At 41.0% G+C, this 18,370-nt stretch carries 8 protein-coding genes and 1 pseudogene; 7 read left to right on the plus strand and 2 right to left on the minus strand.

The window, feature by feature from the left end:
• The first annotated feature begins 91 nt into the window (after positions 1-91).
• Entirely contained in the window at positions 92-10,204 is a 10,113-nt protein-coding gene (locus LQ189_RS16185) for a Calx-beta domain-containing protein (RefSeq protein WP_230158586.1), read from the plus strand.
• 13 nt (positions 10,205-10,217) lie between these two features.
• On the opposite strand, the gene LQ189_RS16190 is transcribed toward LQ189_RS16185, so the two are convergent.
• A complete protein-coding gene (locus LQ189_RS16190) occupies positions 10,218-10,376 on the minus strand; it encodes a hypothetical protein (protein ID WP_230158587.1) in 159 nt (52 codons plus the stop codon).
• On the opposite strand from LQ189_RS16190, the pseudogene LQ189_RS16195 reads away from it, so the two are divergent.
• The 5 genes and pseudogenes from LQ189_RS16195 to LQ189_RS16210 all read left to right on the plus strand — a co-directional run.
• A pseudogene (locus tag LQ189_RS16195) lies at positions 10,333-12,810 on the plus strand (beta strand repeat-containing protein); the annotation flags it as partial. The gene LQ189_RS16190 and the pseudogene LQ189_RS16195 sit on opposite strands and share 44 nt — an antisense overlap.
• 121 nt (positions 12,811-12,931) lie before the next feature.
• Entirely contained in the window at positions 12,932-13,054 is a 123-nt protein-coding gene (locus LQ189_RS16350; RefSeq protein ID WP_370634903.1) for a hypothetical protein, read from the plus strand.
• 357 nt (positions 13,055-13,411) lie between these two features.
• Positions 13,412-13,585: a gliding motility-associated C-terminal domain-containing protein gene (locus LQ189_RS16200; RefSeq protein WP_230158588.1), complete on the plus strand. Its 174-nt coding sequence runs from the start codon at positions 13,412-13,414 to the stop codon at positions 13,583-13,585.
• Positions 13,586-13,624: 39 nt separating this feature from the next.
• Positions 13,625-14,554, plus strand: coding sequence for a type IX secretion system membrane protein PorP/SprF (locus LQ189_RS16205; protein ID WP_086455432.1), 930 nt, complete (start codon positions 13,625-13,627; stop codon positions 14,552-14,554).
• A 14-nt stretch (positions 14,555-14,568) separates the two neighbouring features.
• Positions 14,569-16,527, plus strand: coding sequence for an OmpA family protein (locus LQ189_RS16210; protein WP_230153766.1), 1,959 nt, complete (start codon positions 14,569-14,571; stop codon positions 16,525-16,527).
• A 119-nt stretch (positions 16,528-16,646) separates the two neighbouring features.
• Here LQ189_RS16210 and LQ189_RS16215 read toward each other — a convergent pair whose 3' ends face one another.
• The gene (locus LQ189_RS16215; protein WP_230153767.1) at positions 16,647-17,306 is read right to left on the minus strand and encodes a hypothetical protein; all 660 of its coding nucleotides are present in this window, start codon (positions 17,304-17,306) and stop codon (positions 16,647-16,649) included.
• A 325-nt stretch (positions 17,307-17,631) separates the two neighbouring features.
• Between LQ189_RS16215 and LQ189_RS16220 the strand changes: the two genes are divergently transcribed.
• The gene (locus LQ189_RS16220) at positions 17,632-18,306 is read left to right on the plus strand and encodes a Y-family DNA polymerase (protein WP_370634884.1); all 675 of its coding nucleotides are present in this window, start codon (positions 17,632-17,634) and stop codon (positions 18,304-18,306) included.
• Positions 18,307-18,370: the final 64 nt, after the last annotated feature.

Genomic DNA, 18,370 nt, shown 5'->3' on the forward strand with positions numbered 1-18,370 from the left:
TTTTTCATAAATAAGTTAAAAGTAAAAATTTTACAAATTGAATTGTATTAAGCTAAAAGCAAACATTTATAATAAATTAACAAAGTGAATTATGAATAGACAATTACCTTCATTTACTTTTAAAGTACCCAGATTTGTATTCCTATTATGTTTCTTGTATACTATAAATAGTAGTGCTCAAGTTACTGCGGTAACTAACCCTACCAATGCGCAAATTAACCTAGCGCTACAAGGTCCAGGTATTGTGATTACTGGTGGTACTCTGAATGGTGCTGCTCCAGCAGCTACCCTTAGAGCAAACCAAATAGCTACTTTTACAAATGGGATTATGGGTGCAGCTTTAGGTTTTCCTAGTGGGGCTTATTTTAGTACAGGAAATGCTCCATTTGAGTTGGCCAGTAGAAATACTGATGTTGCACGATCTGCAAATCCAGCAGGAGCCACAACACTGTCAGATCCTAATTTATCAACAATTGATCCAACGGCTACTCGAGATCTAGTGGCTTATACTTTTACGATTACCTTAGGGCCTACCATAACTGGTTTAAGAGTTGGGTATCAATTTGGGTCCGAAGAATATCCGGATTATGTAGGTTCAAATTTTGATGATGCTTTTGGTTTTTTCGTCTCAGGACCGGGTATTACTGGTGCTCAAAACTTTGCTACTACTCCAGCTGGAAGTCCTACATCTATCAATAAAATCAATGGAGGTGTTCCGGGCTTTTCATCTCCAGCAACTCCTGTGGCGGCTTATGATGGGACACAATCTGCTTTGTATATTAACAATGGTCACAGAACTACAGTTACAGGAGGGAAATATGTACAAAATGCAGCCCCTCAACCGGGGCCTTTTCCTATTTATAGTGAGTTTAATGGTTTGACAACTTTTATAACAAAAACCATTAAAAATTTAACTCCTGGGGGTACTTATACCTTTAAGGTGGTTATTGCTGATGCTGGAGATGCTTCGTATGATTCAGGAGTGTTTTTAAATTTAATTGAGGGGTTGACAAATGCTAATTTACAAATTAGTAAAACGGTTAATAACCCAACACCAATTGTGGGCAGCAATGTTACCTTTACTTTAACGGCAAGTAATTCGGGACCAGGTGCAGCAACAGGCGTTAATGTTACAGATATCTTACCAGCAGGTTATACCTTTGTAAGTGCCACACCATCAGTAGGTACTTATAACAACACTACTGGTCTTTGGTCAATTGGTAATTTAGCTAACAGTGCAAATGAAACTTTATCTATAGTGGCTACAGTAAATGCTTCAGGAAGTTACAACAATACGGCAACCATAGTAGGAAATGAAACAGATCCTGTATTAGGGAATAATACATCTACAGTTAGTATTGCTATTCAACCAGATAGCGATAATGATGGAGTTGGGAATTTTGTAGATTTAGATGATGATAATGATGGAGTTCGTGATATTGTTGAAGATTGCCAAGGATATTTGGCTCAAAACTCTAATGGTGTTTGGAAAGGGAGCACTGCTTCAAATGTTACTTACACGTTTACTGGTGCGACCACTCAAGCTGTTGTTAGTACTCTTACTGATAATCAAACAAATTTTTACGTAAATAATTCCGATGGAGAGCAACGCTACGCTAAATTAGGTGATGTTAACTTCACAGTCAATTTTAGTACTCCAGTACCAGCCAATCAAATTGCTTTTAATATTGGTGATGTTGATGGTTTAACGGCCTCAAGTAATGCTGCTTCCTATACTTTCAGTGTAAATGGAGGTGCTGCAAATAATAACTTTAGATTAGTAACTCTAGCTAGTGTTAATCCTGATCTAAATTATAATGCTTTATCTGGTGCAATTACCTCTTTTGGAGCTATTGATGATCAAAGGATAATGCTTGCTGGTGTAGGGACCAATTTAATCAGTTCTATAAATGTAACGGGTTCTAATATTGGATCAGGAGATCTTGTAGATTATTCTTTCTTCGCAAGAGTAGAATGTGATACGGATTTAGATACTATTCCTAATAATTTAGATCTAGATTCAGATAATGACGGTTGTTCAGATTCTAATGAGTACTATAACAATACTACAAGTGCAGCTACGGGACAGCAATTTGGTCAAACAGGAGGTTCAGTAGCGCCAGTAAACGCTAATGGTACAGTTAATTTACCAGCAGCTACGTATACAGGATCTTATGCTAATGCGATATCTGTGGGAACATCTAGTTCAATAGCAACGCAACCAGTTAATAGAATTATAAATGCGGGTACAAATACTACTTTCAGTGTAGCGGCAGCTGGTGGTTCAGGTATTACACAATACCAATGGCAAGTTGATTCTGGTTCTGGTTTTACTGATATATCAAACGGTGCTGTTTATAGTAATGCTACAACGAACACTTTAACTTTGACTTCTGTACCTGCAACATTTAGTGGATATTTGTATAGAGTAATAATCAGGGAATCTAATTTTGTTTGTTCATCTGTAGTTTCGGCTGAAAGAACATTAACTGTATTTCCTGCACCAGTGGTAACGATTGCAGATGCTTCAATCACAGAAGGAGGAAACTTGAGTTTCCCAGTTACATTGAGCAACCCATCAGCTACAGACATCGCCGTTACTTTAGGCTTTACCAATGTAACGACAGCCAATGGCGATTATACAACAGTTCCGGTAACGGTAACGTTCTTAGCAGGAGCCACAACAGCTACAGCAACAGTACCCACAACGGCAGATACTATCGATGAATTAGACGAAACCTTCACCGTAGCTATTACCAGTACAACAGGAACCGTTGGATCAACAACAGATACCGCTACAGGAACAATCAATGATGATGACAATGCACCAACAGTAGCAAGTATCAGTCCTTCAAATGCTGTTGAAGGAGATGCTGTAGTATTCAACTTTACGTTGAGCAACCCATCTGCGGTAGATACCACCTATACGTTCACTTTGACCAATGGAACCGCAGGAAGTGCTGATTACACTACAACAAGCATTACCGTAACAGTTCCAGCAGGAGCAACCACGGGAACGGTAAGTGTACCCACTACAGCAGACACTATTGATGAAGCAGACGAAAGCTTTAGCATTAGCAGCGGAGCAGTAAGTAGCACAGGAACAATCAATGATAATGACGATGCACCAGTGGTAACGATTGCAGATGCTTCAATCACAGAAGGAGGAAACTTGAGTTTCCCAGTTACATTGAGCAACCCATCAGCTACAGACATCACCGTTACTTTAGGCTTTACCAATGTAACGACAGCCAATGGCGATTATACAACAGTTCCGGTAACGGTAACGTTCTTAGCAGGAGCCACAACAGCTACAGCAACAGTACCCACTACGGCAGATACTATCGATGAATTAGACGAAACCTTCACCGTAGCTATTACCAGTACAACAGGAACCGTTGGATCAACAACAGATACCGCTACAGGAACAATCAATGATGATGACAATGCACCAACAGTAGCAAGTATCAGTCCTTCAAATGCTGTTGAAGGAGATGCTGTAGTATTCAACTTTACGTTGAGCAACCCATCTGCGGTAGATACCACCTATACGTTCACTTTGACCAATGGAACCGCAGGAAGTGCTGATTACACTACAACAAGCATTACCGTAACAGTTCCAGCAGGAGCAACCACGGGAACGGTAAGTGTACCCACTACAGCAGACACTATTGATGAAGCAGACGAAAGCTTTAGCATTAGCAGCGGAGCAGTAAGTAGCACAGGAACAATCAATGATAATGACGATGCACCAGTGGTAACGATTGCAGATGCTTCAATCACAGAAGGAGGAAACTTGAGTTTCCCAGTTACATTGAGCAACCCATCAGCTACAGACATCACCGTTACTTTAGGCTTTACCAATGTAACGACAGCCAATGGCGATTATACAACAGTTCCAGTAACGGTAACGTTCTTAGCAGGAGCCACAACAGCTACAGCAACAGTACCCACTACGGCAGATACTATCGATGAATTAGATGAAACCTTCACCGTAGCTATTACCAGTACAACAGGAACCGTTGGATCAACAACAGATACCGCTACAGGAACAATCAATGATGATGACAATGCACCAACAGTAGCAAGTATCAGTCCTTCAAATGCTGTTGAAGGAGATGCTGTAGTATTCAACTTTACGTTGAGCAACCCATCTGCGGTAGATACCACCTATACGTTCACTTTGACCAATGGAACCGCAGGAAGTGCTGATTACACTACAACAAGCATTACCGTAACAGTTCCAGCAGGAGCAACCACGGGAACGGTAAGTGTACCCACTACAGCAGACACTATTGATGAAGCAGACGAAAGCTTTAGCATTAGCAGCGGAGCAGTAAGTAGCACAGGAACAATCAATGATAATGACGATGCACCAGTGGTAACGATTGCAGATGCTTCAATCACAGAAGGAGGAAACTTGAGTTTCCCAGTTACATTGAGCAACCCATCAGCTACAGACATCACCGTTACTTTAGGCTTTACCAATGTAACGACAGCCAATGGCGATTATACAACAGTTCCGGTAACGGTAACGTTCTTAGCAGGAGCCACAACAGCTACAGCAACAGTACCCACAACGGCAGATACTATCGATGAATTAGATGAAACCTTCACCGTAGCTATTACCAGTACAACAGGAACCGTTGGATCAACAACAGATACCGCTACAGGAACAATCAATGATGATGACAATGCACCAACAGTAGCAAGTATCAGTCCTTCAAATGCTGTTGAAGGAGATGCTGTAGTATTCAACTTTACGTTGAGCAACCCATCTGCGGTAGATACCACCTATACGTTCACTTTGACCAATGGAACCGCAGGAAGTGCTGATTACACTACAACAAGCATTACCGTAACAGTTCCAGCAGGAGCAACCACGGGAACGGTAAGTGTACCCACTACAGCAGACACTATTGATGAAGCAGACGAAAGCTTTAGCATTAGCAGCGGAGCAGTAAGTAGCACAGGAACAATCAATGATAATGACGATGCACCAGTGGTAACGATTGCAGATGCTTCAATCACAGAAGGAGGAAACTTGAGTTTCCCAGTTACATTGAGCAACCCATCAGCTACAGACATCACCGTTACTTTAGGCTTTACCAATGTAACGACAGCCAATGGCGATTATACAACAGTTCCGGTAACGGTAACGTTCTTAGCAGGAGCCACAACAGCTACAGCAACAGTACCCACAACGGCAGATACTATCGATGAATTAGACGAAACCTTCACCGTAGCTATTACCAGTACAACAGGAACCGTTGGATCAACAACAGATACCGCTACAGGAACAATCAATGATGATGACAATGCACCAACAGTAGCAAGTATCAGTCCTTCAAATGCTGTTGAAGGAGATGCTGTAGTATTCAACTTCACGTTGAGCAACCCATCTGCGGTAGATACCACCTATACGTTCACTTTGACCAATGGAACCGCAGGAAGTGCTGATTACACTACAACAAGCATTACCGTAACAGTTCCAGCAGGAGCAACCACGGGAACGGTAAGTGTACCCACTACAGCAGACACTATTGATGAAGCAGACGAAAGCTTTAGCATTAGCAGCGGAGCAGTAAGTAGCACAGGAACAATCAATGATAATGACGATGCACCAGTGGTAACGATTGCAGATGCTTCAATCACAGAAGGAGGAAACTTGAGTTTCCCAGTTACATTGAGCAACCCATCAGCTACAGACATCACCGTTACTTTAGGCTTTACCAATGTAACGACAGCCAATGGCGATTATACAACAGTTCCGGTAACGGTAACGTTCTTAGCAGGAGCCACAACAGCTACAGCAACAGTACCCACAACGGCAGATACTATCGATGAATTAGACGAAACCTTCACCGTAGCTATTACCAGTACAACAGGAACCGTTGGATCAACAACAGATACCGCTACAGGAACAATCAATGATGATGACAATGCACCAACAGTAGCAAGTATCAGTCCTTCAAATGCTGTTGAAGGAGATGCTGTAGTATTCAACTTTACGTTGAGCAACCCATCTGCGGTAGATACCACCTATACGTTCACTTTGACCAATGGAACCGCAGGAAGTGCTGATTACACTACAACAAGCATTACCGTAACAGTTCCAGCAGGAGCAACCACGGGAACGGTAAGTGTACCCACTACAGCAGACACTATTGATGAAGCAGACGAAAGCTTTAGCATTAGCAGCGGAGCAGTAAGTAGCACAGGAACAATCAATGATAATGACGATGCACCAGTGGTAACGATTGCAGATGCTTCAATCACAGAAGGAGGAAACTTGAGTTTCCCAGTTACATTGAGCAACCCATCAGCTACAGACATCACCGTTACTTTAGGCTTTACCAATGTAACGACAGCCAATGGCGATTATACAACAGTTCCGGTAACGGTAACGTTCTTAGCAGGAGCCACAACAGCTACAGCAACAGTACCCACAACGGCAGATACTATCGATGAATTAGACGAAACCTTCACCGTAGCTATTACCAGTACAACAGGAACCGTTGGATCAACAACAGATACCGCTACAGGAACAATCAATGATGATGACAATGCACCAACAGTAGCAAGTATCAGTCCTTCAAATGCTGTTGAAGGAGATGCTGTAGTATTCAACTTTACGTTGAGCAACCCATCTGCGGTAGATACCACCTATACGTTCACTTTGACCAATGGAACCGCAGGAAGTGCTGATTACACTACAACAAGCATTACCGTAACAGTTCCAGCAGGAGCAACCACGGGAACGGTAAGTGTACCCACTACAGCAGACACTATTGATGAAGCAGACGAAAGCTTTAGCATTAGCAGCGGAGCAGTAAGTAGCACAGGAACAATCAATGATAATGACGATGCACCAGTGGTAACGATTGCAGATGCTTCAATCACAGAAGGAGGAAACTTGAGTTTCCCAGTTACATTGAGCAACCCATCAGCTACAGACATCACCGTTACTTTAGGCTTTACCAATGTAACGACAGCCAATGGCGATTATACAACAGTTCCGGTAACGGTAACGTTCTTAGCAGGAGCCACAACAGCTACAGCAACAGTACCCACTACGGCAGATACTATCGATGAATTAGACGAAACCTTCACCGTAGCTATTACCAGTACAACAGGAACCGTTGGATCAACAACAGATACCGCTACAGGAACAATCAATGATGATGACAATGCACCAACAGTAGCAAGTATCAGTCCTTCAAATGCTGTTGAAGGAGATGCTGTAGTATTCAACTTTACGTTGAGCAACCCATCTGCGGTAGATACCACCTATACGTTCACTTTGACCAATGGAACCGCAGGAAGTGCTGATTACACTACAACAAGCATTACCGTAACAGTTCCAGCAGGAGCAACCACGGGAACGGTAAGTGTACCCACTACAGCAGACACTATTGATGAAGCAGACGAAAGCTTTAGCATTAGCAGCGGAGCAGTAAGTAGCACAGGAACAATCAATGATAATGACGATGCACCAGTGGTAACGATTGCAGATGCTTCAATCACAGAAGGAGGAAACTTGAGTTTCCCAGTTACATTGAGCAACCCATCAGCTACAGACATCACCGTTACTTTAGGCTTTACCAATGTAACGACAGCCAATGGCGATTATACAACAGTTCCGGTAACGGTAACGTTCTTAGCAGGAGCCACAACAGCTACAGCAACAGTACCCACAACGGCAGATACTATCGATGAATTAGACGAAACCTTCACCGTAGCTATTACCAGTACAACAGGAACCGTTGGATCAACAACAGATACCGCTACAGGAACAATCAATGATGATGACAATGCACCAACAGTAGCAAGTATCAGTCCTTCAAATGCTGTTGAAGGAGATGCTGTAGTATTCAACTTTACGTTGAGCAACCCATCTGCGGTAGATACCACCTATACGTTCACTTTGACCAATGGAACCGCAGGAAGTGCTGATTACACTACAACAAGCATTACCGTAACAGTTCCAGCAGGAGCAACCACGGGAACGGTAAGTGTACCCACTACAGCAGACACTATTGATGAAGCAGACGAAAGCTTTAGCATTAGCAGCGGAGCAGTAAGTAGCACAGGAACAATCAATGATAATGACGATGCACCAGTGGTAACGATTGCAGATGCTTCAATCACAGAAGGAGGAAACTTGAGTTTCCCAGTTACATTGAGCAACCCATCAGCTACAGACATCACCGTTACTTTAGGCTTTACCAATGTAACGACAGCCAATGGCGATTATACAACAGTTCCAGTAACGGTAACGTTCTTAGCAGGAGCCACAACAGCTACAGCAACAGTACCCACTACGGCAGATACTATCGATGAATTAGATGAAACCTTCACCGTAGCTATTACCAGTACAACAGGAACCGTTGGATCAACAACAGATACCGCTACAGGAACAATCAATGATGATGACAATGCACCAACAGTAGCAAGTATCAGTCCTTCAAATGCTGTTGAAGGAGATGCTGTAGTATTCAACTTTACGTTGAGCAACCCATCTGCGGTAGATACCACCTATACGTTCACTTTGACCAATGGAACCGCAGGAAGTGCTGATTACACTACAACAAGCATTACCGTAACAGTTCCAGCAGGAGCAACCACGGGAACGGTAAGTGTACCCACTACAGCAGACACTATTGATGAAGCAGACGAAAGCTTTAGCATTAGCAGCGGAGCAGTAAGTAGCACAGGAACAATCAATGATAATGACGATGCACCAGTGGTAACGATTGCAGATGCTTCAATCACAGAAGGAGGAAACTTGAGTTTCCCAGTTACATTGAGCAACCCATCAGCTACAGACATCACCGTTACTTTAGGCTTTACCAATGTAACGACAGCCAATGGCGATTATACAACAGTTCCGGTAACGGTAACGTTCTTAGCAGGAGCCACAACAGCTACAGCAACAGTACCCACAACGGCAGATACTATCGATGAATTAGATGAAACCTTCACCGTAGCTATTACCAGTACAACAGGAACCGTTGGATCAACAACAGATACCGCTACAGGAACAATCAATGATGATGACAATGCACCAACAGTAGCAAGTATCAGTCCTTCAAATGCTGTTGAAGGAGATGCTGTAGTATTCAACTTTACGTTGAGCAACCCATCTGCGGTAGATACCACCTATACGTTCACTTTGACCAATGGAACCGCAGGAAGTGCTGATTACACTACAACAAGCATTACCGTAACAGTTCCAGCAGGAGCAACCACGGGAACGGTAAGTGTACCCACTACAGCAGACACTATTGATGAAGCAGACGAAAGCTTTAGCATTAGCAGCGGAGCAGTAAGTAGCACAGGAACAATCAATGATAATGACGATGCACCAGTGGTAACGATTGCAGATGCTTCAATCACAGAAGGAGGAAACTTGAGTTTCCCAGTTACATTGAGCAACCCATCAGCTACAGACATCACCGTTACTTTAGGCTTTACCAATGTAACGACAGCCAATGGCGATTATACAACAGTTCCAGTAACGGTAACGTTCTTAGCAGGAGCCACAACAGCTACAGCAACAGTACCCACTACGGCAGATACTATCGATGAATTAGACGAAACCTTCACCGTAGCTATTACCAGTACAACAGGAACCGTTGGATCAACAACAGATACCGCTACAGGAACAATCAATGATGATGACAATGCACCAACAGTAGCAAGTATCAGTCCTTCAAATGCTGTTGAAGGAGATGCTGTAGTATTCAACTTTACGTTGAGCAACCCATCTGCGGTAGATACCACCTATACGTTCACTTTGACCAATGGAACCGCAGGAAGTGCTGATTACACTACAACAAGCATTACCGTAACAGTTCCAGCAGGAGCAACCACGGGAACGGTAAGTGTACCCACTACAGCAGACACTATTGATGAAGCAGACGAAAGCTTTAGCATTAGCAGCGGAGCAGTAAGTAGCACAGGAACAATCAATGATAATGACGATGCACCAGTGGTAACGATTGCAGATGCTTCAATCACAGAAGGAGGAAACTTGAGTTTCCCAGTTACATTGAGCAACCCATCAGCTACAGACATCACCGTTACTTTAGGCTTTACCAATGTAACGACAGCCAATGGCGATTATACAACAGTTCCGGTAACGGTAACGTTCTTAGCAGGAGCCACAACAGCTACAGCAACAGTACCCACAACGGCATGATACTATCGATGAATTAGACTGAAACCTTCACCGTAGCTATTACCAGTACAACAGGAACCGTTGGATCAACAACAGATACCGCTACAGGAACAATCAATGATGATGACAATGCACCAACAGTAGCAAGTATCAGTCCTTCAAATGCTGTTGAAGGAGATGCTGTAGTATTCAACTTTACGTTGAGCAACCCATCTGCGGTAGATACCACCTATACGTTCACTTTGACCAATGGAACCGCAGGAAGTGCTGATTACACTACAACAAGCATTACCGTAACAGTTCCAGCAGGAGCAACCACGGGAACGGTAAGTGTACCCACTACAGCAGACACTATTGATGAAGCAGACGAAAGCTTTAGCATTAGCAGCGGAGCAGTAAGTAGCACAGGAACAATCAATGATAATGACGATGCACCAGTGGTAACGATTGCAGATGCTTCAATCACAGAAGGAGGAAACTTGAGTTTCCCAGTTACATTGAGCAACCCATCAGCTACAGACATCACCGTTACTTTAGGCTTTACCAATGTAACGACAGCCAATGGCGATTATACAACAGTTCCAGTAACGGTAACGTTCTTAGCAGGAGCCACAACAGCTACAGCAACAGTACCCACTACGGCAGATACTATCGATGAATTAGACGAAACCTTCACCGTAGCTATTACCAGTACAACAGGAACCGTTGGATCAACAACAGATACCGCTACAGGAACAATCAATGATGATGACAATGCACCAACAGTAGCAAGTATCAGTCCTTCAAATGCTGTTGAAGGAGATGCTGTAGTATTCAACTTTACGTTGAGCAACCCATCTGCGGTAGATACCACCTATACGTTCACTTTGACCAATGGAACCGCAGGAAGTGCTGATTACACTACAACAAGCATTACCGTAACAGTTCCAGCAGGAGCAACCACGGGAACGGTAAGTGTACCCACTACAGCAGACACTATTGATGAAGCAGACGAAAGCTTTAGCATTAGCAGCGGAGCAGTAAGTAGCACGGGAATAATTTTAGATGATGATGTTACACCAATAGCTACCAACGACGTTGTAACAACAGATGAAGACACACCTGTTACAATTAATGTAACGACTAACGATACTGATGGTGACGGTACCATTGATGTTACTACAGTAGATTTGGATCCTGCTACAGCAGGTATACAAACCACATTCACGGTAGCAGGAGAAGGTACCTATACGGTAAATAATTTAGGAGTAATAACCTTTACACCGGTATTGAACTATAATGGTACTACTACAGCAATCACTTACACCGTAAACGACAATAGTGGCATAGTATCGAATAGTGCTACTTTGACTATCATCGTTAATGCAGTAACTGATGCATTAGTTGCTAATAACGACCCTCTTCCATCAACAGGAGGAAATGTAACAGCAAACGATACTTTAAATGGAGTACCGGTAACTACAGCTAATACTGATGTAACACCAGTAACAAATGGACCATTGAGTATTGATGCAGATGGAAATTTAACAGTAGCGCCAAACACCCCAAATGGTACGTACACCATCACGTATGAAATTTGTGAAGCAGGAGCTGTACCAGTAAATTGTACCACAGCTACGGTCACTGTTAATTATGTAAATCCATTAGTTGCTAGTAATGATACTTTTACAGCAGCAGGAGGGAATGTGTTAGGAAATGATAGTGTAAATGGATCACCGGCAACCATGACAAATACTGTTGTGACACCAGTAACTAGCGGGCCATTAAGTATAGATGCTGCAGGAAATGTAACAGTAGCACCAAACACACCAAGTGGCACCTACACTATCGTTTATGAAATTTGTCAAACAGGAATGACTCCTGCAAACTGTACCACAGCTACAGTAACGGTTGTAGTAAACAATATCATTGTTGCCAATAACAACACATTCTCACCAACAGGCGGTAATGTAACAGCAAACGATACGGTTAATGGTGTACCAGCCACGCCAGCGAATACTGATGTAACACCAGTAACAAGTGGACCATTGAGTATAGATGCAAATGGAAACTTAACAGTAGCACCTAATACACCAAGTGGTACTTACAACATAGAATACGAAATCTGTGAAGTCGGCGCAAGCCCATCAAATTGTACACGAGCTATAGCAACGGTAGTGATTAATAATTTAATCGTAGCTAATAACGTAACCATTCCATCGACAGGAGGAAATGTAACAGCAAACGATACGATAAATGGAGTACCTGTAACTACAGCTAATACTGATGTAACGCCAGTAACAAGTGGACCATTGAGTATAGATGCAAATGGTAATTTAACAGTAGCACCAAATACCCCAAGTGGCACGTACACGATAACATATCAAATATGTGAAGTAGGAGCAACACCAGCAAATTGCACCACAGCTACCGCAACGGTAGTAGTAAACAATGTATTAGTAGCTTTAAATGATACGCTACCAGCCACCGGAGGAAATGTTCTAGCAAATGATACCATTAACGGAGTACCAGCAACAGCTGCTAATACAGATGTGACGCCAGTAACAAATGGACCATTGAGTATAGATGCAAATGGAAACTTAACTGTATCGCCAAATACAATAGCAGGAACTTATAGTATTACGTATCAAGTATGTGAAACAGGTTCTAATCCGTTGGTGTGTACCACAGCCACAGTTACAGTAGTTGTGAACGAAACGCCAGATATAGCCATAGTTAAAACAGCCGTATTCAATGATGAAAATGGAGATGGTTTTTGCACAAGCAGGAGAGACTATTACCTACAGTTTTGCGGTAAGCAATACAGGAAACACGCCATTAAACAATGTAACAGTAACCATGTGCTACCAGGATTTGATACTACGAGTGTAATACTCATACCTTTATTGCCAGTAAGGAGTCGACAAACAATACAGCCTAATTCAAGGAGTATATCGCTTGAAAACAATCCGACATCAATTTAGGAAGCTAACCAACCAAGCAACCGCAAACATGCACGTTTCCACCACATAGGAGTATGTAGTTAAGTGATTTATCAGATGATTCTAGCTGCCTTTAAATGATAGACACAACAGTACTTGTGCTATTTCAATGATTGTTGATCGAAGTAGTTTAACTGCAGTAGCGCCAAATGGAAAGGAGACAATAAAACAAAGTGTTCGCATTAGAGGAACTAGAACTGTTACAAGCGAAATACGTAGAGATATACAACGCTGGGAGTACTAGTATTTGAGAGAGCAGTATAACAATGATGATAGAGCTTTTAGAGGCGTTTCAGAAGGAAGAGTAACCATCAAACAATCCGAAGAGTTACCAGAAGGAACGTATTATTACATCTTGAGATATAAGGACAGTGCAGCCACTAGTTTTGAAAAAGCAGGATACTTATACATCAACAGATAATAAATAAATAAAGCTCATAAGTTTAAAAATGGAAGCAATATGAAGACAAAATTAGTAGTAGTAATGGTACTCTTACTCTCGGGTATAGTAAATGCCCAGCAAGATGCTCAGTTTACACAGTACATGTACAATTCGATCAATATAAATCCAGCCTATGCAGGTTCGCGTCAGTCCATGAATATTTTTGCCCTACACCGCACCCAGTGGGTAGGGCTAGATGGGGCACCAGTAACTAATACTGCCTCTATTAATACTCCTATCAATGATACTAAACTAGGCCTAGGAGTATCAATCATAAATGACAGGATAGGGCCATCTGATGAGAGCAATCTAGCAGTTGATTTTTCATACTACATCAATACCTCAGAAGACTTCAAACTCTCCTTTGGATTAAAAGCCTCAGCAAATCTATTGAATGTCAATTTTGATAAGTTGAATCAGTATGATCCTAATGACTATAGTTTTGAGAATAACATAGACAATAAGTTTTCACCTAATATAGGAGTGGGACTTTATTGGTACTCAGATAAAACCTATGTGGGTCTTTCAGTTCCTAACTTGTTAGAGACAGAGCATTTTGATAAATACGCAGGAGTAGGAGCCAATTCTTATATTGCACGAGAACGCGTAAACTATTACTTAACAGCCGGTCACGTATTTGATTTAGATTATAATTTAAAATTCAAACCAGCCATGATGACTAAGATGGTTCAAGGTGCTCCACTACAAGTAGATTTATCGGCTAACTTCTTGTTTAATGACAAGTTTACAGTAGGAGCTGCTTACCGCTGGAGTGCTGCATTGAGTGCCATGGTAGGCTTTCAGGTATCAGACTCTTGGTTTATTGGGTATGCATACGATATGGAAACCACACGACTGGCTAATTACAATTCAGGGTCACATGAAATATTTCTTCGTTACGAAATATTCAAACGATATAACAAAATCACATCACCTAGATTCTTTTAATTTAATATAACGTTATGAAATTAAGCGCCAAACATTTCGGATGCTGTGTAGTTTTTTTAGTGTCAACAGTAATGGGGTATGCCCAAAAAAAAGGAGTTGCAATTGCGGATAAAAACTTCGATAATTATTCTTACGTTGATGCCATAGCTACCTATGAGAAAGTAGCAGAGAAAGGATATAAAGACGAGAAAATGTTTCAAAAACTGGGAGACTCCTATTTCTTTATAGCCAATTTGATCAAGGCAGAGAAATGGTATTCTGCTCTTTTTGCGATGAACCCAGTTCAAGAAGCCGAGTATTACTACAGGTATTCCCAATCGTTAAAAGCCGTAGGCAACTATGCTAAGGCCGATAAAATGCTAGAACAGTTCATTTCCAAATCAGCCACAGACCAGCGAGGGAAACTCTTTGCGAGTCAGCGTGATTACTTAAAAGACATCAAGGAAAACTCAGGGAAATATGAAATATTTGATGCCGGAATCAACTCCCCTTACTCTGATTATGGAAGCGCTTACTACAACAATACCCTACTTTTTGCATCGGCGCGCGATACAGGCGGAGTAGCTAAAAAAGTGTTCAAGTGGAACAATGAATCCTTCACTAACTTGTACAGCTCCCAGATCAGTACAGATGGTAGTGTGGGTAAACCAGAGGTGTTTAATAAAAACATCAACAGTAGGTTTCATGAGTCAACACCTGTTTTTACCAAAGATGGCCAAACCATGTACTTCACGCGTAATAATTACCTAAACGGGAAAAAGCAAAAAGACAGCAGACGTATTATATTATTAAAACTCTACAAGGCCACGAACGAAAATGGAAAATGGGTCAATGTACAAGAGCTACCTTTTAACAGTAATGAGTACAGTGTAGCGCATCCAGCGCTGAGTGTAGACGAGAAAACTTTGTATTTTGCATCAGACATGCCAGGTACCAAGGGATTGTCAGATCTTTTTAAAGTAAGCGTCAATGCTAATGGCACCTACGGGACACCAGAGAATTTAGGATTGCCTATCAACACAGAGGCAAGAGAAACCTTTCCTTTTATCTCAGCAGACAATAAAATGTACTTTGCCAGTGATGGCCACCCAGGACTAGGAGGGTTAGATGTGTTTGTGATGGATTTATCATCAAAAACTCCTGGTAGTACCATAACAAACATAGGTACACCTATAAACAGTACCCAAGATGATTTTTCATTTGTGATTGATGCAGAGAATAAAAAAGGATTTGTAACCTCTAATAGAGAGGGTGGGTTAGGATCTGATGACATCTATAGATTCAATAAATTTCCTGTTCCTGTTTGTAATCAAGTACTTCAAGGAATAATAAAGGATCAAGATACAGATTTAGTCTTGGCCAATGCCAAGGTAAGTTTGTTTGACGCGAATTTTAATTTGATTAAAGAAATCACCACTCCATCATCAGGAGCCTACAGCTTTGAGGTAACATGCGGAACCACATATTATTTACGTGGCGAAAAGCCAGAGTATGAAACCAAAGAGAATAAGATTGTAATAGCAAAAGTATCTGGAGCAACACAAGGTCCATTGGCCTTAGAGCCAAGAAAAAAAGTTATTGAAGTAGGTACAGACTTAGCTAAGACCTTGGATATTCCAATACTTTATTTTGATTTAGACAAGTCATTTATTCGAAAAGATGCGGCATTTGAGCTAGAAAAAGTATTAGCAGTGATGCAACAATACCCAAAGATGACCATCGATATTAGATCCCATACAGATTGCAGACAAACCGCAGCATACAACCAAGCACTATCTGATAGAAGAGCTAAATCAACGAAAGCATGGTTGATCAAAAACGGTATAGCTGCAAATAGATTAACAGCAAAAGGATACGGTGAATCACAACTTGTAAACGATTGCGGATGTGAACCTACGAACCAATCAAACTGTACAGAGGCACAACATCAAGCCAATAGAAGAAGTGAGTTTATTGTTATATCGATGCAATAAATCTTCTCTAAACAACAAAAATCAAAAAAGGCTATCCATAACGGGATAGCCTTTTTTGTTGGTTGAAAAATTATAAAAAACCATAGAATAATTTCTTCTATGGTTTTAGTTTATAAGTTCTAATTCTTCCTATTGATTACTATAGGAGCATTGTTAGATTTTTGATCTTCAATTTTATTTTTTGAATTAGTAGATCTGTAATAATAAGAATCCTCATCAGAAGAATCTTGATTGTTACTATAGTCTACAGAGTTTGAATTTTGACCATAGTAGTATGCTTTTCCTCCTTTTACACTACCTATCATATCTATGACCTGTCCTCTGCGATTGTAGATGATTTCTAATCCGCCCACACGCTCTAGAGCAAATCTATTGTAAGTCATGTAAACAGATCCTATTCGCTTCACTCGGTCATTAGCATCGTAATTGATAAATACATTACCTACTTGTCTCACACGGCCTAGATTGTCATGTTCAATTCTCACTCCATAATTGATAGGACGATTTCTATTAGGTGTTCCATACGTTCTATTGACTCTACTGTTTGAGTTTGCTTTGTAATACATCTCACCGCGAGTTGTTGGTCTGGTATTAAAATCCAATTGACCATCAGGAAATACATAAAAAGCAATGCCTCTTTCTATGAATTCTACAGGTTCGTCATTGTCAAAAAGAGAAGACGATTTTATAATTACAGAGAAATCTTTTTTCTCTGTTGCGTTGGCAACACTACCTCCAAATACGAAGATACTAGCAACTAAAAGGGTAATTTTTTTCATGATACTTCTATTTTGAATTTTGCCTACTCTTGAGCTTTTCGGCTTTCGCTTTAACTATTTAGTTGAATAGGGATATTCAAGTAGTGTGCCAAAAAAAAGTAGCTGTGATCTAGAACTAGTATTTTAACTGCTGCTGTTGTAGTTTTTTATCATTTAATATGCAGTATATCAATGGTGTATAGAATTAATATTAAGCTAAAAATATTTTCAAAAGAGTGGTTATTTTTAATTTTTTAAGCAAACAGAATCAAACTACTTATCAACAGTGCTTAAAATTAACTTCTGTTACGAACACGCTTCAACTGATATTGAGTAATTTTGTAGCATGTATGCACTAGTAGATTGTAACAATTTTTATGCCTCATGCGAACGTGTTTTTCAGCCGAAATTCAACGGGAAACCTGTTGCAATCTTGTCTAATAATGATGGTTGTGTCATTTCACGTAGTAATGAAGCGAAGGCGGTAGGAATAGGAATGGGAGCGCCCGCTTTTCAAATAAAAGAAATTGTAAAACAGCATGATGTGCAATTATTTTCGTCAAATTATGCCTTGTATGGTGATTTGAGCAATCGAGTAATGAAGATTTTAGAGCAGTTTACACCAAATGTAGAGATTTATAGTATTGATGAAGCTTTTTTAAACTTTGATGGATTATCAATTGAGGACTATCACCAGTATGGAATTCTAATGAAGAACCGAGTGCATAAATGGGTGGGTATTCCGGTTTGCATTGGCTTTGGCGAAACCAAAGCATTATCAAAAGTAGCTAATAAAATTGCTAAAAAATTCCAAGATAGAACGCAAGGTGTTTATGTTATAGATAGTGATGAAAAGCGAGTAAAAGCGCTTAAATGGACTAAGATTGAAGATGTTTGGGGCATAGGACATCGACTGAATAAGAAAATGAAAACTAGAAATATAGCAACCGCTCTTGACTTTACCGCACCACAACATGAGGCTTGGATAAAAAAGAAATGGGTGTACTGGGAATGCGTTTAAAGTATGAACTAGAAGGTAAATCCGTATTAGACCTAGAGCCTATTGCTACCCAAAAAAAGAGTAT

Origin of the sequence: Flavobacterium sp. CECT 9288, assembly GCF_918731615.1 — a bacterium.
Classification (GTDB): domain Bacteria; phylum Bacteroidota; class Bacteroidia; order Flavobacteriales; family Flavobacteriaceae; genus Flavobacterium.